Below are 16,955 nucleotides of genomic sequence, written 5' to 3' on the forward strand. Positions count from 1 at the left end.
GTAGCATCTGGTCATCATGTTCAGCCGGGAGATTGTAGCTACGGGTTCGTGGTTGTACGACGACACTGTCCCCATGCCGGTGTTCGTCGTCCGTCTCGACTACGACTTCTGGTACGAGATCGCCCGAGAAGACGGCACACTCGAGGCGGACGAGGAACCGTTCCTCGATTCGACCGGGCACGCCTACTACGTGTCGTTCAGAGCCTTCCGCGACGACGCGTCATTCTGGCCGGATTCCGTGGCGCACCGTTCGGTTGACGAGGCGCGGATCACGGCAGAATCGAAAGTGCCCACTCCGATCACCTGGCACGAGAGCACTGAGAGTCCGGTCCCACAGCCATCACTCGGTTGAAAAGTTGCGGTCCTCGCACCGCCGAAGGATCGGTTGGGTATCCCGCCCTGCAGATATTTCCGCTTCAATTTGTGCACAGTGAAATTCATGACCGTGCTGGGTAGATTTCTTCCGCCACGAGTTGGCCCATAGCCGCCACTCTCAGGATCGACAGCAACATTCTTGTGTTCGATCCGTCATGTTGTTCCAGGGCTGCGTCGCTCGATGGCCAGCCCTCTCCGAACGACCGATCGGGGCATCGTCACGATTCGATGAGGAAGGCAGACAATGGGATTGACGTCCATCCGTTCGTCCGGGTGGTGGTTGCGTGGTATCGCGGTGACATTCACAGCCGCATTGGCGATCACGGCGGGACCGCGGGCATTGGCCGACCCGGCACCCGGCGCGCCGGCCGAGACCGCACCGACGGTGGCGACCGGACCCGCCGATCCTCAGTACCTGCTGCAGAACATGGCCACGCTGCTGATGGGATATCAACGCGACCTGCCCAATCCGGCCGAGCAGCAGTACTGGTGGCAGCAGATCGCGTCCCTGCCCGGTCGCGCCGGCGCGAATCTGGCGACCATGCTCGACCCGTCCCAGTACCAGGGGCCCGACGGGCAGCAGCGGTTGCGTGACACGCTGCAGAAGCTCATCGACATGACAGTGCACCAGATCCCCACGATCGCGGGCGCGGGACTGCTGCCGGTGAATCGGCTGTTCGCGCCCAACTGGAGTCACAACGGGCAGTGGGGTTCTCCCGAGGACAACGCCCTCGAGGTCGACTCCCCCGCCGACAGCGCCGGCCATGTCGGATTGAGCGCGCCGTTCCGCTACCCGTGCGTACGTGTCGACGGTGACGTCTGGTACCAGAACGAGGACGGTGTCTGCGTCCCCGCCGACTCCCCCGGTGTGGTCTTCAAGACCGGCACTGCCCGCAAGATCCAGATCATCGACTCCCGTGGCCTGCGTATGGCCGCGACCATGTGGTACCCCGAGGGCGCACTCGACCCCGGCAACACCAAGAAGTACCCGATGACCGTCTTCACCAACGGCGCCGCGGTACCGCAGTCGGCGTACTACGCCTGGACCGAGACCGCCGTGACCCGCGGCTACATCGGCCTGACCTACGACGAGGCCGGACAAGGCGCCAGCGACGGCACGGTCCTGGACCAGGAGATCCCGTTCAACGTCCCCTATTGCGCGTCCTCGGGTGTGTGCCGCGACGTCGAGGACGTGATGCGCTGGGTGTTCAACGACGACATCGGCAACGCGCCGACCACCGAATCGTTCCTGGGTGACACGTCCAATCCGGTCAATTTCTGGAATACCGTGCACATCCCGCGCATCGGCAAGCTGTACAACCCCGCCTACGCACCCGACGGCGACAACATCCGCAATCCCGCACTGGACATGGTCGATCTGGACCGGGTCGGAGTCTGGTCGCAGTCGCAGGGTTCACTCGGGCTGACGCACTATCTCAAGGATGTCGGCGAGGGCAAGGGCATGGACGGGCGCCCGGTCCCGAAACCGGCTGCCGCCGTGGTCCTTTCGGCGCTGTCACCGGTCTTCAACTCGATTGTGCCGACGCAGATCCAGACCGCAGACATCGATATCCCCGGCATGACGAGCTCGGGTGTCTTCCCGCTCAACAACTTCGACTTCGGCGGCGCCAATATCGGATTGAATTTCACAGACGGTCCCCTGGGCGACAAGGCCTGGTACGACTGGCTGCGCCGGCACGGCAGCGGAAACGCCGCACTGCAGACGCTGACGCTGTTGGGCGGCAGCCACGGCGACACCGCGAACATCGACTTCATCGTGCCGCAAGCCACCTACTCGGTGGCGGTATCGGTGAACTACGCGGTGGACTGGATGGACTGCCACATCCAGCAGGATGACGCCGCCTGCGGGCGGGTCACCCAGGCCGACCCGCACCTGTCGAAATCGGTGGCGAGCGAGATCGCCCCGGACGGCACCGCCGGACCCAGCTACTGCATGAACACACCAACCGAGCAATCGGTGGAAACCGCCCTCTTCGGCCCCATCAAGGACTTCCTGAACAAGCTCTACGGCGAGGAACCACCCGCACCCTGCACCCCCGCGAACGGAGACATTCCCCTCCACCCGTGATCGCAGGCTGGTCAGGCGAATTCGCCTGACCAGCCGATGCCGCCCGAACCGACGGGGCCCGAGATACGTACCAAGTCGATGAAGGACGCCTACCCGGGCATCAGGCACCCTGTCACCGGAGCGATCATGAATACCCCGCCGACCGACGAACAACCGACCGATGAACAACGATGGGCCGCACTGGTCGCGGCCACGCGCGACCTCACTCGCCGCAAGCTCGAATTCAGCGACAGAGTTCCTACCTCGAGCAAGATCGAGATCCTCAAAACCGCTCTGTCCGGCGATGATTGGCAACAACAGACCGCGCTGACCCATCTGGCCAGCGCTTGGTACGACTACATCGAACTGCTTCCGCAGCTGGTCGACGTGTGCACCCAGCCCACCTGGGATCTTCAGGCCCGGCAAGTCATCGACCGAATCCCACGACGTGAACTTTGGCCGGCACTCGAGCCGCTCATCATGGCGCGCCTGGACACCGCTGACGAAAATCAGTACTCGTATCTCTCGGGGATCCTGTCTCACGTCGGCGCACAACCGATCCAGGAACAGCTCATCGAACGCGCCCGCACCAGCGACAACCCCAAGATTCGTAAGCTCGCCCACGATTTGACCCACCCCTACCAAACCCCTTGGGAAAAAACAGCATCGAACACCTCGGACGACACTTCTGCCATTCCGGCGCCACCGTCGGTCGCGGCCCGGCGTACAAGCGTGGTTCGGAGACGCTTCCGTTGGAGGCGATAGGGGCACAGATCCACTAGGCCGGGACCCGAGCTGTGTGCAGATGGTCGATCACCGCCCAATGGTTGCTGAAATGTAGCTGAAGGGTTTAACTGAGGTATGGATGGATCGGTCGTGGTTCCGGTACTGGTGATTCTGATCGGATTTTTCGGGCCGTTGACGTTGATGTTCTTGCGGTGGCGCCGGATCAGGCGGTACGGGGCCAACGGGGGCGAGTTCAACAATCCACTGGCAGCGGTGGGGTACGGCGGAGTGCCGCCGGGGACCGCCATTCAGGAGAATTTCGGCGGCGTCACCACCGTGCAGACACAGGCCGCTACCGGTACGAGTGCCGGACTGCTACCGGGCACCGAGCGAGTGCGGAGAGTCGAAGAGAACTCGAAGCCCGCACCGCTCGACGAGGGCGACCGGTGACCTTCCTGAGGCCGATTCCGCACGCAACGCGCTCCGCGGCGACGGTTGCCGTACTGGCCACGGTGGGCGTCGGCATGGTCGGCACCGACGCCGATGCCCAAGCGCCGGTGAGCGCCGACTCCCAGGTCGAACAGGCCGTACAGCAGCACATCGATGCCCGAAACGCCGGTGATGTTGCCACACTGCGCAATACAGCGTGTGGTGCGATGGCGGAGGACTTCCGCGACGTGGGTCCGCTGGCCGATTTGACGATCTGGTGGCAGGGACCGGGCCAGGGCCGCCGGATTCAGGTTGAGCGCTTCACCCGAATCCACATCACCGATCAGACCGCGGTCGCCGACACCGAACTGCGGATTTCGACAATGCCCAGCCCGCAGGATGTGAGCTTCATGCTCGAGCACGGTACTGATGGGTGGCAAGTGTGCTCCACTGATCGACCCATCCCCTGACACTGGCGGGGACGCGAACATGCGCATAGGGCGCTTCGGCCACTTGAACTGAAACAATCACCGGGTCAGCGCTTTTCGACAGATACGAGATACTCCGCAGGTCCAGGATGGCTCCACAGACACGAGGAGACGACAGGGATGCAGCAACACAACGACGGACTCCGAGCCGGCACGAGCAGGGCGGTCCGACTCGAATCGTTCGGCGGCCCTGAGGAATTAACCGTCCAGGACGTGCCCGAACCCCAGGCGGGCGATGGGCAGATCCGGGTCCGAGTCACCGCGGCCGGGTTGAACCCCATGGACTGGTTCATGACCTCCGACGCCGCGACCGCGGCAAGGTTCGGACTGAGCCTGCCCTCCGGGTTCGGGACCGATTACGCGGGAGTCGTCGACCAGGTCGGTGCGGGCGCGAACGGATATGCGGTCGGCGACCGGGTGTTCGGGACGGCGTTGTCCCGGGCTATCGCCGACTTCATCGTGATCGACGCGAACGGGAACATCGTGAGCGGCGTCGCTCATCACACGCCGGACGGGGTCGACGATCGCACCGCCGCAACGCTCTCCATCGCGGGCAGTACCGCGGCCGCCGCACTCGATGTCCTCGACCTCGGCCCGCAGGACACTGTGCTGGTCGGTGGCGCGGGCGGCGGAGTCGGCGTGTTCGCTGTCCAGCTGGCTCGAATCGCAGGTGCACGAGTCATCGGAACCGGGTCGCCGTCGACAGCGGAGTATCTGCGAAGCCTCGGCGCCGAACCGGTCGCATACGGCGACGGCCTGGCCGGCAGGGTCCGCGACCTCGATGGGGGCCCGGTCACCGCAGCGCTGGACCTGCACGGTTCAGACACAGTGCAAGTCGCCCGCGAGCTGGGAGTGTCGGACGGTCGTATCTGCACGATCGCGGGTGTGGTCGAAGGGGTCCCGGCCGCCAACGGGGCCAACGCCGGGCCGGATGCCCTCGAGAACATCGCGGACCTGGTCGCGTCCGGTCGTCTGCGTGTACCTATCGCGGCGACCTTCCCGGTCGAAGACATCCGCACGGCAGTCGAACTCCAGGCGGACCGGCACGTCCGCGGCAAGGTCGTGATCGACCTTTGATCTGAGCGCCGAGCGCACGGACAGGACTCCGGATGCGGCCGAGGCAGGTGCAGCCCCCACCGCACGCATCCGCCCGGTCCGTGCGTGCCCGGTCCGTGCCCGCCTGGTCCATACGTGCATAATCCGTCCGTGCCAGCTGAGGAATTCAAGGGCGGGCCAAGGTGATCCTCCGCTGGGTCACCCGGCCGCCCGCTCCCAGGTCGACCTCAGACCGGCAGCGGGTCCTGCCCGTGGAAGTGGCGCCCGTTCACCGCGGACTCACGCACGGCGGCGAATCCGTGTGCGGTCATGGCCTGTTCGTAAGCGGCGATCGCTCCATTCGCGACAGCCTCGTCCGGCCCCTCGCTCAACGCCGCCGCCAGCGCGGCCCCGTCACGCAGCGCGGCGTTCGCCCCCGCGCCGGCGGCAGGACTCATCGCGTGGATCGCGTCGCCGAGTAGCGTCACCCGGCTCGAATCCCACTGCGCTAGCGGCACACTCGTCCGGATAACCAATGGGAACGCAGTGTCCAGTACCCAGCTGGACACCATCGCCCGCACTCGGGGATGCCACCCGTCCACCTGCTGCAGCGCGAGCTCCCGCAGCCGCTCGCCCGAGAGTGCGGCCAATTCCTCGTCGGACAGACCGATCGCTTCCCGCCGCAGGCCGACCGAGCAGGTCATGAACGGTTCCGGGTGCGCTACCGGTGCCACGCCGACCATCGTGTGGTCAGGGCCCAAGATCATGCTGAATACGGCGTGCATTTCGTCGTCGAACAGCGGCCGAGTCTCGTCGTTCAACGGGACCTTGCCGTACAGCTGACGCAGTCCGCTGTCCTCGATCCGCGCGTGTGGCAGGTACTGCCGCCGGACCGGCGAGTTGACCCCGTCGGCACCGACGAGCACGCGGCCACGCGCGGTGGTGCCGTCGGCGAAATACGCTGTGACCCCATGGGCGTCGCTCTCGTAGCGAGTAAGCCGTTTCCCGAAGTAAACACCGTCGAGCCCGCTCAACAGGGTGTGCCGCAACGTCATTCGGTTGACGTTCACCCCAGGCTTCGGGAAATCCACCACGGCCTGCAGCGTGAGTTGCTCGTCGTAGCGGGCGACCGTGGGTCGCGGCCGCAACGAGGTGGCCTCGAACCGTGCGAACAGCTCATCGGGCAGCACCTCCAGCAATGCGTGAATGCCCAATGCGTCGATGTGGAGCCGGTACCCCTGTAGCCGCGACTCCGGGGACTCATCGCGTTCGTAGACCGTGCAAGGGATTCCCGCGCGCTTCAGCCCCTGGGCAAGGCACAATCCCCCGATCCCCGCTCCGATCACAAGAACGCCGTCTTCTGGCCTTTGCCTTTGCGACACAGCGCTTTCCGGCACCGATTTCTCTGATACAGCCTTGTGCGACACAGCACAGTCCCTTCACAGACGTTTCGACTGAAAAGGGACGCACAGGTTCCCACGCGCATGACGGCCGCGAGATGCTGGGCGAAACTTCCGGACTAACCCATACCGGAATAAGTCTTCGCGCGTCCTCTGCCTCGAAGTTACCGCAATCGATCACCGCCTCGCCAGGCCTTGGGAGCGAGCGAAACCACCGGCTGGCGAGTGAGATGGGTCACCGAAAGAACCTGCAGCACAGTCATATCCGACCGCGACTCCCCCACGTCGTCACGGCGACCGGGTTGGAGTCCAGAGGTTCAGGCGCGGTCGTGGAGGGTGATCTGGTAGCCGTCAGGGTCGGCAAAGGTGAAGGTTCGGCCGAAGGGGCCGTCGAACGGCGCGGAGACGATGGCGTGACCGTCGGCGACCAGAGCATCGTGGATGGACTGAACGTCGGTGGCGTGCAACCAGATCGCGGCGCCGATGCCGGGCTGGGCGACGGATGCGAGATCGATCCCGGGGACGATGTCGCGCAGCGCGAATGCGATCGGCTTCGTCTCGAAGACGACGGCGTGTGGCGGTCCGGCCTGCGAGCGGACGAGGCCGAGGTACTGCTCGTAGAACGCCTGCGAATCATCGAGGTCACGCACCTGAAGCGAAATGAAGTCGGGTCCGGTGACAGGCATGATATTACTCCTCTCTTCGTGTCAGTTTTCTGACACAACTCAATGTATGTCAGAATACTGACATGAGTCAAGATGGCGGCGTCGACCTGGAAACCTCACTGGGCTACCTACTGAAAGAGGCGTCGAGCGCACTCCGCATAGCCATGGAGGAGGTACTGCGGCCACTCGGAATGAGCGTGACCCACTACTCCTGCCTCGAACTGCTCGCCCAACGCCCGGGTCTGTCGAACTCCGAGCTCGCGCGCGGCGCATTCGTGACTCGACAGACAATGAACGTGCTGCTCCAGGCCTTGGAACGGAACGGATACGTGACCAGGCCGGCCGAGGCCCCCGTCGGCAAGGCACTCCCCACCCGACTCACGCCCCGCGGCCGCCGAAGCCTGGACAAGGCGACCGTGGCGGTCCGATCCGTCGAGGTCAGAATGCTGGCCGGCATGACCGAGACCGAACAATCCAGCGCATTCGTGATGCTGCGCAGCATGATCCGCTCCCTGCGCGACGGCAACGACAGCGCTTAACGGATGTTCCGCCGACTGCTCCGGCTCAATCCGACAGGGCAGCACGCAACCGTTCGGCCAGCGCACCAGCTTGTTCCGGCGTCCACGGCAGCACACCGTTCTCCGCCATCAAGGCGTGGAACTGCTGCTCGTGATTCGGGACGCCAGGAGGCAACGGCGAGATATGCCAGTGGACATGAGAATTACCCTGCTGGCTGCCCAGGCTCAGCAGATAGGTGGAATGCGTTGCATACCAAATGATGGGCGCGCTGGAGACGCGCCCACCACACATCGACCAGGGTCGGTCGATTCAGGCTCGGGTAGCCGTTCCCGCACGCCGTGACAGGGGATATGCGAAGCCCGAGCCGCCGTTTGCCTGAAACTGCGCGACGACCCCGCGATCGGACTCCGTCACTGCCCGATTCCGTACACCAGGCTCAACCGACCGTCCGGCAACTGCTCGATCTTGCGCAGCTCCATCGCATGCCGCGACGAGGACGAGAACAACGCCTTGCCCTCCCCCACGATCAGCGGATAGACGATCAGATGCAGCTCGTCGACCAACCCCGCATCGATGGCGGCACCCGCGATCGACGGACCACCGATCAGGTAGATGTCCTTGCCTTGTTCCTGTTTCATTGCCGCGACGGCGTCCAAGTCCGTCAGGATCCGGGCGTTCGGCCACGTCACCGATGTCAGCGTCCTCGACACCACGTAATGCGGTGTCCTGGCTGCGAACTCGGACCACTCGACATCGGCCGCCGTGGGCACTCTCCCGCTGAACGGGTGAATCTCGTTGGGTGCGGCGGCAACTCGCGTCCAGTACTGCTCGTACAGCGGATAGAACTCTCGGCCGAGCACACACGCATCGATCTGTGTCGTCAGCCACGAGCCGAAGTCCTCGGGCCAGCTTTCGACCCAGTCCGCGTATCCGTCCGGCCCGCCGTACTTCCCGTCGGCCGAGATCTTGAAAGCCGCGATGACCTTACGCATGGTTATCGTCTCCTGTTCGTGTTGGCGACCCTGTACAGACCGCCGATTACCTGCGAACCACCAGCACGGACCCGACCTCCGCTGTCGGCAGCCCCGGCCGCCGCCACCATTGCCGTTGACAAGCTCGTTACGGTGTTCGCTGTAGAGATCCGAGAGATCCCGAAAACTCACTGCCGAGCGGATTCCGAGCCGCCTGGAAGTTCTGTCCGGAGAGAGCGTGGCCATGTCGGTCGATAGCGAAGAGTTCGCGGTCTTGTTCGCGCCGTATCGCCGGGAGCTGCAGGTGCACTGCTACCGCATGCTCGGCTCGATGCACGACGCGGAAGATGTTGTCCAGGAGACGTATCTGCGGGCCTGGCGCTCCTTCGACAGCTTCGAAGGCCGGTCCAAACTCCGGCATTGGCTCTACCGGATCGCGACGAACGCCGCGCTGCGCGAACTGGAGAAAGGCCACCGCCGCTCGCTGCCCTCCGGCTTGGGCAATCCCGTCGAGGAACCCAGCGGCGACTACACGCTCGAACGTCTGGATGTTCCGTGGCTGGAACCGATCCCGACCACTCTGCTGCATCCCGCATCGGAGCCACAGGATCCGGCGGACGTCGTGCAACAACGGCGGAGCGTCAGGCTCGCGTTCGTGGCAGCGCTTCAGCATCTGCCGCCACGGCAACGCGCCGTATTACTTCTGCGCGACGTACTGGCGTTTCGCGCATCGGAGGTCGCGGGACTGCTCGACATCACCCCTGCGGCCGCCAACGGTCTGCTGCAGCGTGCCAGGGACAAGCTGGCCGAAGTCGCACCATCCGAGCAAACGATAAGCGACACACTAGAACCCGACCAGCAGCATGCTCTGAACGAATACATGGCCGCGTTCGAGCGTGCCGATATTCCGGCCTTGCAGCGCATGTTGCTGGCCGACGCATCCCTGGAGATGCCGCCACTGTCGACCTGGTTCTCCGGCGTCGCCGCCATCACCGGCTTCTGGAAGTCGCGAATCCTTACCTCGCCCGGTCTGTTCCAGGTGTTCGCCACCTCGGCCAACGGTCAACCCGCTGCGGCGATGTACAAGCGGCACGCCGACGGTTCCAGCCACGCTGAAGCATTGCACGTGCTCACGTTTGCACCTGGTGGGATCGCGCGAATAGTCGTGTTCCTGGAGCCCACCGTGTTCGAACTGTTCGATCTTCCGCTGGCCATCGACCAGGAGAATCCGATCGCGACATAACCACGCAGCGCCTCCGGCGGTGAGTTTTCGATATCGGCGGGATCAGTACCTCTGAGACCCGATGAGCACCCACTTGGAGGAAACATGTCGACCCGAACTGCCATAGTGACCGGAGCAAGCCGCGGATTCGGGCGTGCGACGGCAATCGCCCTGGTCAACGCAGGTGTTCACGTCATAGGCGTTGCTCGCGACCGCGAACGGCTCGATGCCGTGCGCGACGAGGCCGGCGCAGAGTTCACCCCCATCGCGGCCGACGCCGCGGACCCGGTCACCGCCGGCCACCTCATCGACACCTATCGGCCCGACATCTTGATCTTGAACGCGGGCGCGCAACCGCTCCTCCGCCCGCTGCACCAATACAGCTGGGAGACATTCAGCCACAACTGGGAGGTCGACGTCCGCCACGTATTCAACTGGACACGTGAGGCATTGCTGGCTCCCCTGGATCCGGGCAGCGTAGTGGTCGCCGTCTCCAGCGGCGCCGCCTTGCAAGGCTCCGCAGTCGGTGGCGGCTACTCCGGAGCAAAAGCGACCATCCTGTTCATGACGGGATTCGCAGCCGAGGAATCCAACCGCGAAAAACTCGGCATCAGATTCGTCACCGCCGTGCCCGGACTGAACGCAGGCACAACTCTGGGCCACACCGCAGCAACCGCACACGCCCAGCGCGAAGGAGTTCCACTCGCCCACTTCCTGCAACGACTGGACCCCACCTTGACCCCCGAACGAGTCGGTCAGCAGATCGCCGCCCTGTCAACCGGCAGCGAATTCGATTCCGGCGCATACCGCATCACGACCAACGGCCCTACACCCGTGAGCTGACCAGCGAATTATCGCGTCGCCCGGAAGCCAAATGGCTGGCTACTCGGCCTGAGCACGTCTTCCACGGCAGGACCGCCTACTACCCATCACCACGCCAACAGTGACGCGTTCGATCGGCCGCAGCCCGGCAGGTTCGAAGCGACCCGCAAGCGGCAGTCGCGTGCGGGTCGGCCGCGCCACATCGCGGCGGCCCGTTGATTTCCGAGGCGTGATGCTCGCAGCCTCAGACCGCGCGGGAGGCGGCAGATTAGTGCGTTGCCGTGGTGTCGGCGCTGGTCGTAGATGGTGAGCGATGCTTGACCCAGCACATCTCTTCGCCTGATTCGGCCGGAGTGCACTTTTCGCGCGGCTGAACTCGGTCCAGACGAAATCCGAGTCGTTGAGGAACGGCCGCACTACGAGTATTTGCGGCATCGCAGTGGACCTCGACCTGATGGATCCCGGGCAGATCCAGCGCGATCCCTGTCAGTGCTGCGGCTGCGCGAGTGATTACGACGCCTCGCCCGGAGTGCGCGACGTGGCACCAGTAGCCCAGTTCGACAGCACCAGGGCCCACACGGTCGTGCAGATTGATGCCGCCGAGAACTCTGCCGTCCAGATCGAAGATGCCGTAGCGGAAGTCGCCCTCGGCGCTGGGCCAGTCCGAAGCAGTCCGACTGTAGGCGCGCTGGCCGTCGACGGTGACGAGTTCGGTGATGCCGTCCATCCACGTGCTCAGATGCTCACGTGAAATGAGCATCGCGTCCCGTCGCGGCTCGAGATCCTCGGGCCGCCATCGACGGAGCAGTACATCACCGAGATCGATCCGTTCCGGTGGTGTGGTCCCGGGTGCCAGAGCAGCTGCACGTCCGTTCCGCATGCCCGGATGGTGGCTGGTTCCGTGGCACATCCGCAAGAAGATTTAAGGTTGGTTGGGTTCGCTCAGCGCACTATGCGGCGAGACCGTACGTTTGTCGGATGAGGCCGCGCTTCGCCGTGATGGGCTTCGGATGTCCCAGCGCTACCTCGACACCCGAGATCAGACCACCTGCTAGGTGGCCAACTATCCAGCGCCCCAACATATCCCGAGCAGGGTCGATCACGAATTGTGTCGGAGCCGGTATTGGACCCGTCAGACCCGGCCGCGGACGAGGTCGATCAGCCGCCCGAGCACGTGATCACCCGAGGCGCGCACGCCGTTGTGCTCGTATTCGCTGGTGATCCACGGCCGCAGTGTCGGGATCAATCGTGCGGTCTCTTCGGAGAACGTTCGGTCGACGTACATGTCGTTGGCGTAGATTGCGGCCGCTGCGGGGACTGTGCATTCGCGTAGCGCGTCGGCGTCATACAGCCGCGGCCACTCGTGTGCGGCGAGCAGCTCGGCGGTCTGCTTCATCGGCCGGAGACCGTGGAAGTCGTCGAAGAGCCAGGGGAATACGTGTTCTCCGGTGAAAAGCGTGCGGTCGGTGCGGAACTCGTCGGGCAGCACGCGCTCGGCGGACCAGCGGGTGGCGAATCCGTCGGAGTAGGACGACTCGTGGATCACCGAGTACAGCGGATTGCGAGCGGTGAATGGGAGCGCGTCGGCGACGTCGTGGGCGAAGGCGGGCGATTTCGGGTCACGTTCGAGCAGGTAGTGCAGGGTCTCCTCGCCGCCGCCGGCACCGAGGACGTACCCGAGTTGCTGGAACAGCCGCGCGGTGAGCGGAGTGCCGTCGGGTAGGACGACGGCACCGTCGTCGAGCATCGGTAGCAGCGTCTCGACCCGGGCGCGGTCTCCCGGATAGCGTTGGTAGTAACGGCGATTGCGCTCGATCAGGTTGGCGAACGTCGCGGTGTAGACCTCGTCGGGATGCCGCGCGATCGGCGGCAGCCCGCCGGTGAAGAAGGCCTCGGCCAGGCCTTCGGGAGCGTGGGAAAGGTATGCGAGGGTGCAGAATCCGCCGAACGACTGCCCGAGCACGCTCCACTTCTCGACGCCCAGCTGCCGGCGCACGAACTCCGCGTCGCGGACTATCGCGTCGGCGCGGAAGTGGGTGAGGTATTCGGCCTGCTCGGCCGGGGTGCCGGACAACGTGCCGACCGGCGTGGACCGTCCGGTGCCACGCTGATCGAGCATCAGCACCCGGTACTCGCGCAACGCCCGCGGCAACCAGCTCGGCGCCCCGCGCGACGGCCGCGGCGCTTCGTGCCCGGGCCCGCCTTGGAGGTAGACGAGAAACGGTCGGTCGAGCCCGTCCGGATCGGCGACCTCCCGAGCGAAGACGGTGATCTTCGGCCCGTCAGAGCGGGAATGGTCGAGGGGGACGGAGAATTCGTGTTCGGTGAGCACCAAGCCGGGGATGCGTACGGTGGCTGCCATACGGGCAATCCAACCAGAACGGACGTCGGGGCGACCACGGCATGCGCGTATCGCTATGGGCTAGAGGCGAATTGCCGTGCGGACGAGGTCGGCGACGGCTTTGGATCTGCTGTGTGGCGGCCAGGCGATGACGGTGGTGACGGCTGGTGCGTCCGGTACCGGCACGATGGCGTGATCCTCGCGCAGTTCGGCTCGCAGCGACTCGGGCATGACAGCGCAGGCCCGTCCGAGCTTGATCAGCTGGATCAACTGGGTGTAGTCGCGAACCTGCGGGCCGGGGCCGTCCCGATAACTTCCATCCGGTCGAGGCCAACGCGGCAGCGGCAGATCCGTCTGGGCGCGGACCTCGGCCATCGACATCTGGGTCGCCTACGGTGCCGGCGTCAAGGACCGGATCGGGGCCGCCGCCCCCGACGGCATCCACGCCTTCATCGACGCCCACGGCGACGGCTACGTCGAACTGGCCCTCGCTCTCGGCGTCGCAACCGATCGGATCGACACCCTCATCGATTTCCCCGCAGCCGCAAAGCACGGAGTCAAAACCGAACCCGGCCCCAACGGCAGACCAGGCGCCGAAGTCCTCGCCGAACTGGCCGAACTGATCGCCGACGGACACCTCGAAGTCCCGATCGCGAACGTCTACCCGCTGGCTCAGGTTCGCCAGGCCTACACCGAACTCGAACGCAGACACACCCACGGCAAAATCGTGCAGAGGCCCTAGGAGCTGCTCTGGGAGGAAATGAGACTTCACGAACTGGACTGGTACCTCGACATGAACGTCACCAGTACGGCGTTCGCACTCCTGGCTGATGCTCGGATCGACACGGCCAGTTGACCTCCCGCTGCCCGCGCTGCCCGGGGCCGTCGGCGCGACCAGCAACGTGATTGGGCGCTGTGGTGGCGGGTCGATTGGTCACGATCGATGTCGGTGGCGGTGTGTTAGATGGCGCTGTGAACGAACTGCTGCGCCATCTCCCTGACATTCCGATCCTTCGCAACCGGTGTCGAGCGATGGCCATGCTCGATGCTGTACTCAGTCCGCAGTGGGAGAATCGCTACTACTCGTTCAACAGCCGCTGGGGTGAGGGCGAGGAGATGGCTTCGATGTGTAACGGGTCTGGCGATGATTGGTTCATCGTCTTCTCCGCCGTCGGTGTCTACGGCCGTGGATTCAATCACGAAACGCCTGATGCCCCACAGGTACCCGATGCTGTGCCTGCGGTCTTCGATCCGTACGTCACCGAGCCTGCGTTCGCCGATCACGACGGTCCGCCTCTTGTCACGGTGTGCTTCTGGCGTGAACCTCACGACGCTGACTGGGGCGTGTCCGCCGGCGAGCGTGGCGGCCAGGGGTTGTTCGAGCTGCTGGTGGACGGCACGCCCGAGGGGTATCAGGAGTGGGTCAAGGATTACTACGAGGTCGAGGTGAGCCTGGCTGCCGTTCAGCACGTGTATGCGCTGCTGCCGCTGACGCCCGCGGTGGTGGCGGGGCTCAATCCCGATGTCGATCTTCGCGACCTGGAGCCGGACATCGTCGAAATCGGCTACCCCCATTGAGCATTCAATCCCGGTTGTTCCGGTCGGGGATATCGACGGCGACCTTCGGAAGAAAATAGCCGACGAGTGGGCCCATGGTGATCGCGATGAGCAGGGTTCCGATGCCGATGGTGCCGCCGAGGATCCAGCCGGTGGCGGCGACGGTGACTTCGATGCCGGTGCGTACCAACGCGATTGGTTGCCGGGTGAGGCGGACCAGGCCGGTCATGAGTCCGTCACGGGGTCCGGCGCCGAATTGTGCGCCGAGGTATACCGCGTCGAAGAATGCGATCCCGATAATTCCGGTGGTCAAGTAGAGCGCTTCGGTGCCGACGCCCTCAGGCCGAGGAATTATCGATGCTGTTGCGTCGGCGGCGATCCCGACCAGGAAGACGTTGAAAAGCGTTCCCACCCCTGGCAATTCCCGCATCGGGATCCAGGCGACGAGCACAACCACTGCGATGAGATTCGTTGCGGTGCCGAAGGAGATATCGATCGACTTGGAGACTCCTTCGGTGAGGACACTCCAGCTGGCCGCGCCCAAGCCGGAGGTGACAAGCACCATCACTGATGCGCCATAACCGATCAGGCCGATCAGCAATTGCGGGACCCTGCGCGGCTTGCGCCCGGCGCGCAGTTGTTCGATCGCGTTCAGGCGGCGGATGACGAAGCGATCGGTTGCCTGGGCGGGTTCCCTGCCGTGCGGGGTAGCTGATGCCATCGGTCCACTATCGATGGCTGCTGGCATGAGATTCCATAGCCAGATCGGCGATGCTGGCTCGCTGAGGATCAGCTTGCCGGCGGCTGTACCGGCTCTGCCCGTTGATCGTTCGAGGGTGCCGCGGGCCTGTCGCGGAGGATGACCGTCAGTAGAGCTGCGGATGCGGCGAGGGCGGCGGTGGCGGCGAACGCGGTGCCGTAGGTGTGGGCGAGGTGGGACGGTGTGGATCGGTTGCCGGCGTCGCCGCCCGCGGTGGTGAGGGCGAGTAGTCCGGCGAGTCCGAGTGCGCCGCCGATTTGGCGGGTGGTGTTGATCAGTCCCCCGGCCAGGCCGGTGTGTTCGGCCGGGACGCCGGTGGTGGCTCGTGCGGTGAGCAGCACGAACGCGACGCCTTGCCCGGCGCCGACGAGTAGTGAGGGGGCGGCGATGTCGGTGAGGAATCGCCCGTCGACGGGAGTGCGTGCGAGCCGGGCCAGCCCGGCGGCGAGCAATGCCAGTGCGGCGGCGAGCAGGGCGCGGGTGTCGAGGTGTCGACTCAGTTTCGGTGTGATCGTGGAGGCTGCCGTGATCATGATCGCCAGTGGCAGTTGGGTGAGGCCGGCTCGGATCGGTGTGTAGCCGAGCACCTTCTGCTGATAGAGCGGGAGGAAGAAGAACAGTCCCAGCCATACCGCGCCGAGCAGTGTCATGACGATGTTCGCGCCCAGTACGCCGCCGATGCGCAGTACTGCGGGCGCAACGAGCGGCTGCGATAGCCGCCGTTGCGATCCGGCGAAGAGGAGGAGCAGTATTACCGCCGCGATCAGTGGGGCGATGACGCGGGGCGCAGTCCAGCCGTATTGCCCGCCGACCGACAGCGCGTAGGTGAGTGCGGCGAGTCCACCGGTCACGGTCACCGCGCCCCACAGGTCGATCCGGCCGCCCGCCGGCAGGTCGGCCGGTACCAGCGCCATGGTGGCGGCCAGCACCGCGACCGCTACCGGTGCGCCGATGAAAAATACTGCGCGCCAACCGAATACGCCGGTCAGGAGGCCGCCCGCCAGTACCCCGGCGACGCCGCCGATTCCGGATACCGCGCCCCATACGCCGATTGCCCGCGCGCGGCCCGCGCCCGCGGGAAACACGGTCAGCACCAGTGCGAGTGCGGCCGGGGCGAGCAGCGCCGCGCCCGCCCCCTGCCCGACTCTGGCGACGAGCAGGACCGCGGCGGTGGGGGCGAGTCCCGCCGCGATCGAGCCGGCCGCGAAAATCGCTGCGCCGGTGAGAAATACCCGCCGCCGCCCGAACACGTCGCCGAGCCGACCGCTCAGGAGCAGCAAGGCCCCGAACGCGAGTACGTAGCCGTTGACGACCCAGGAGAGCCCGATGGACGAGAGTTCGAGCCCACGCCCGATATCGGGCAGGGCGACATTGACGATCGAGGTGGTCAGCACGACCAGGAACTGTGCGGTGGCCAGGACGGTGAGCACGATCCAGGCCCGGGCCGGCGCGGTGGGGGTTCGGGCTACGAGGACCGGTTGTGGTTGAGGGTTCATGATCTTGACTCCGGGGCCGTACACACGTGGCCGTCCGGCGGCTCGCTGGCCACCGGACGACCACCTGCGGTTGTTGTGACG

At 65.2% G+C, this 16,955-nt stretch carries 20 protein-coding genes; 11 read left to right on the top strand and 9 right to left on the bottom strand.

Annotated elements, in window-relative coordinates:
- Positions 1 to 16: 16 nt before the first annotated feature.
- From ACH438_RS43790 to ACH438_RS43815, 6 genes are all read left to right on the top strand, one after another.
- On the top strand, positions 17 to 352 hold the full coding sequence (locus tag ACH438_RS43790) for a hypothetical protein (RefSeq protein ID WP_397016756.1): 336 nt from the start codon (positions 17 to 19) through the stop codon (positions 350 to 352).
- A 318-nt stretch (positions 353 to 670) separates the two neighbouring features.
- Positions 671 to 2,464 carry a hypothetical protein gene (locus ACH438_RS43795; protein WP_397016758.1) on the top strand — a complete coding sequence of 598 codons (1,794 nt, stop codon included), beginning with the start codon at positions 671 to 673 and terminating at the stop codon, positions 2,462 to 2,464.
- Between the two features lie 78 nt (positions 2,465 to 2,542).
- Positions 2,543 to 3,208 carry a hypothetical protein gene (locus ACH438_RS43800; RefSeq protein ID WP_397016760.1) on the top strand — a complete coding sequence of 222 codons (666 nt, stop codon included), beginning with the start codon at positions 2,543 to 2,545 and terminating at the stop codon, positions 3,206 to 3,208.
- 111 nt (positions 3,209 to 3,319) lie between these two features.
- Positions 3,320 to 3,619, top strand: a complete 300-nt coding sequence (locus ACH438_RS43805) for a hypothetical protein (protein WP_397016763.1) — start codon at positions 3,320 to 3,322, stop codon at positions 3,617 to 3,619.
- Complete coding sequence (locus tag ACH438_RS43810) at positions 3,616 to 4,068, top strand: hypothetical protein (protein ID WP_397016765.1); 453 nt, start codon at positions 3,616 to 3,618, stop codon at positions 4,066 to 4,068. The genes ACH438_RS43805 and ACH438_RS43810 overlap by 4 nt, the downstream gene beginning before the upstream one ends.
- Before the next feature lie 138 nt (positions 4,069 to 4,206).
- A complete protein-coding gene (locus ACH438_RS43815; RefSeq protein WP_397016767.1) occupies positions 4,207 to 5,163 on the top strand; it encodes an NADP-dependent oxidoreductase in 957 nt (318 codons plus the stop codon).
- A gap of 206 nt (positions 5,164 to 5,369) precedes the next feature.
- Here ACH438_RS43815 and ACH438_RS43820 read toward each other — a convergent pair whose 3' ends face one another.
- Together ACH438_RS43820 and ACH438_RS43825 are read right to left on the bottom strand one after the other, a co-directional pair.
- Positions 5,370 to 6,467 (bottom strand): FAD-dependent oxidoreductase, encoded by a 1,098-nt coding sequence (locus tag ACH438_RS43820; RefSeq protein WP_397016769.1) that lies wholly within the window; start codon positions 6,465 to 6,467, stop codon positions 5,370 to 5,372.
- Positions 6,468 to 6,838: 371 nt separating this feature from the next.
- Positions 6,839 to 7,207, bottom strand: coding sequence for a VOC family protein (locus ACH438_RS43825; RefSeq protein ID WP_397016771.1), 369 nt, complete (start codon positions 7,205 to 7,207; stop codon positions 6,839 to 6,841).
- A 62-nt stretch (positions 7,208 to 7,269) separates the two neighbouring features.
- On the opposite strand from ACH438_RS43825, the gene ACH438_RS43830 reads away from it, so the two are divergent.
- On the top strand, positions 7,270 to 7,725 hold the full coding sequence (locus ACH438_RS43830; protein WP_397016773.1) for a MarR family winged helix-turn-helix transcriptional regulator: 456 nt from the start codon (positions 7,270 to 7,272) through the stop codon (positions 7,723 to 7,725).
- 25 nt (positions 7,726 to 7,750) lie between these two features.
- Here ACH438_RS43830 and ACH438_RS43835 read toward each other — a convergent pair whose 3' ends face one another.
- Both ACH438_RS43835 and ACH438_RS43840 read right to left on the bottom strand, forming a co-directional pair.
- Entirely contained in the window at positions 7,751 to 7,996 is a 246-nt protein-coding gene (locus ACH438_RS43835) for a hypothetical protein (RefSeq protein ID WP_397016775.1), read from the bottom strand.
- A gap of 119 nt (positions 7,997 to 8,115) precedes the next feature.
- Complete coding sequence (locus ACH438_RS43840; protein WP_397016777.1) at positions 8,116 to 8,697, bottom strand: dihydrofolate reductase family protein; 582 nt, start codon at positions 8,695 to 8,697, stop codon at positions 8,116 to 8,118.
- A gap of 223 nt (positions 8,698 to 8,920) precedes the next feature.
- On the opposite strand from ACH438_RS43840, the gene ACH438_RS43845 reads away from it, so the two are divergent.
- Positions 8,921 to 9,919: a sigma-70 family RNA polymerase sigma factor gene (locus ACH438_RS43845; protein WP_397016839.1), complete on the top strand. Its 999-nt coding sequence runs from the start codon at positions 8,921 to 8,923 to the stop codon at positions 9,917 to 9,919.
- Positions 9,920 to 10,003: 84 nt separating this feature from the next.
- The gene (locus tag ACH438_RS43850; RefSeq protein WP_397016779.1) at positions 10,004 to 10,741 is read left to right on the top strand and encodes an SDR family NAD(P)-dependent oxidoreductase; all 738 of its coding nucleotides are present in this window, start codon (positions 10,004 to 10,006) and stop codon (positions 10,739 to 10,741) included.
- A 247-nt stretch (positions 10,742 to 10,988) separates the two neighbouring features.
- Here ACH438_RS43850 and ACH438_RS43855 read toward each other — a convergent pair whose 3' ends face one another.
- The 3 genes from ACH438_RS43855 to ACH438_RS43865 form a co-directional block, all read right to left on the bottom strand.
- A complete protein-coding gene (locus ACH438_RS43855; protein WP_397016781.1) occupies positions 10,989 to 11,600 on the bottom strand; it encodes a GNAT family N-acetyltransferase in 612 nt (203 codons plus the stop codon).
- 252 nt (positions 11,601 to 11,852) lie between these two features.
- The gene (locus ACH438_RS43860) at positions 11,853 to 13,082 is read right to left on the bottom strand and encodes an alpha/beta fold hydrolase (protein ID WP_397016783.1); all 1,230 of its coding nucleotides are present in this window, start codon (positions 13,080 to 13,082) and stop codon (positions 11,853 to 11,855) included.
- Between the two features lie 60 nt (positions 13,083 to 13,142).
- On the bottom strand, positions 13,143 to 13,442 hold the full coding sequence (locus tag ACH438_RS43865) for a LysR substrate-binding domain-containing protein (RefSeq protein ID WP_397016785.1): 300 nt from the start codon (positions 13,440 to 13,442) through the stop codon (positions 13,143 to 13,145).
- A 58-nt stretch (positions 13,443 to 13,500) separates the two neighbouring features.
- On the opposite strand from ACH438_RS43865, the gene ACH438_RS43870 reads away from it, so the two are divergent.
- On the top strand, positions 13,501 to 13,803 hold the full coding sequence (locus tag ACH438_RS43870) for a zinc-binding dehydrogenase (protein ID WP_397016841.1): 303 nt from the start codon (positions 13,501 to 13,503) through the stop codon (positions 13,801 to 13,803).
- Between the two features lie 230 nt (positions 13,804 to 14,033).
- Positions 14,034 to 14,639 carry a hypothetical protein gene (locus ACH438_RS43875; protein ID WP_397016787.1) on the top strand — a complete coding sequence of 202 codons (606 nt, stop codon included), beginning with the start codon at positions 14,034 to 14,036 and terminating at the stop codon, positions 14,637 to 14,639.
- Positions 14,640 to 14,643: 4 nt separating this feature from the next.
- Here the strand turns inward: ACH438_RS43875 and ACH438_RS43880 are convergent, their stop codons facing one another.
- Positions 14,644 to 15,339 (bottom strand): YitT family protein, encoded by a 696-nt coding sequence (locus tag ACH438_RS43880; RefSeq protein WP_397016789.1) that lies wholly within the window; start codon positions 15,337 to 15,339, stop codon positions 14,644 to 14,646.
- Positions 15,340 to 15,407: 68 nt separating this feature from the next.
- Entirely contained in the window at positions 15,408 to 16,874 is a 1,467-nt protein-coding gene (locus ACH438_RS43885; RefSeq protein ID WP_397016791.1) for an MFS transporter, read from the bottom strand.
- Positions 16,875 to 16,955: the final 81 nt, after the last annotated feature.

The sequence above is a fragment of the Nocardia sp. NPDC020380 genome, from assembly GCF_044386975.1.
Taxonomy (GTDB): Bacteria; Actinomycetota; Actinomycetes; order Mycobacteriales; family Mycobacteriaceae; genus Nocardia.

Excerpts from the sequence above, each read along its gene's own strand:
- ACH438_RS43790 (WP_397016756.1), top strand. The coding sequence starts at position 17 with ATGTTCAGCCGGGAGATTGTAGCTACGGGTTCGTGGTTGTACGACGAC.
- ACH438_RS43800 (WP_397016760.1), top strand. The coding sequence starts at position 2,543 with ATGAAGGACGCCTACCCGGGCATCAGGCACCCTGTCACCGGAGCGATC.
- ACH438_RS43815 (WP_397016767.1), top strand. The coding sequence starts at position 4,207 with ATGCAGCAACACAACGACGGACTCCGAGCCGGCACGAGCAGGGCGGTC.
- ACH438_RS43825 (WP_397016771.1), bottom strand. The coding sequence starts at position 7,207 with ATGCCTGTCACCGGACCCGACTTCATTTCGCTTCAGGTGCGTGACCTC.
- ACH438_RS43830 (WP_397016773.1), top strand. The coding sequence starts at position 7,270 with ATGAGTCAAGATGGCGGCGTCGACCTGGAAACCTCACTGGGCTACCTA.
- ACH438_RS43835 (WP_397016775.1), bottom strand. The coding sequence starts at position 7,996 with ATGTGTGGTGGGCGCGTCTCCAGCGCGCCCATCATTTGGTATGCAACG.
- ACH438_RS43840 (WP_397016777.1), bottom strand. The coding sequence starts at position 8,697 with ATGCGTAAGGTCATCGCGGCTTTCAAGATCTCGGCCGACGGGAAGTAC.
- ACH438_RS43845 (WP_397016839.1), top strand. The coding sequence starts at position 8,921 with ATGTCGGTCGATAGCGAAGAGTTCGCGGTCTTGTTCGCGCCGTATCGC.
- ACH438_RS43850 (WP_397016779.1), top strand. The coding sequence starts at position 10,004 with ATGTCGACCCGAACTGCCATAGTGACCGGAGCAAGCCGCGGATTCGGG.
- ACH438_RS43855 (WP_397016781.1), bottom strand. The coding sequence starts at position 11,600 with ATGCGGAACGGACGTGCAGCTGCTCTGGCACCCGGGACCACACCACCG.
- ACH438_RS43860 (WP_397016783.1), bottom strand. The coding sequence starts at position 13,082 with ATGGCAGCCACCGTACGCATCCCCGGCTTGGTGCTCACCGAACACGAA.
- ACH438_RS43865 (WP_397016785.1), bottom strand. The coding sequence starts at position 13,442 with ATGTCGATGGCCGAGGTCCGCGCCCAGACGGATCTGCCGCTGCCGCGT.
- ACH438_RS43880 (WP_397016789.1), bottom strand. The coding sequence starts at position 15,339 with ATGGCATCAGCTACCCCGCACGGCAGGGAACCCGCCCAGGCAACCGAT.
- ACH438_RS43885 (WP_397016791.1), bottom strand. The coding sequence starts at position 16,874 with ATGAACCCTCAACCACAACCGGTCCTCGTAGCCCGAACCCCCACCGCG.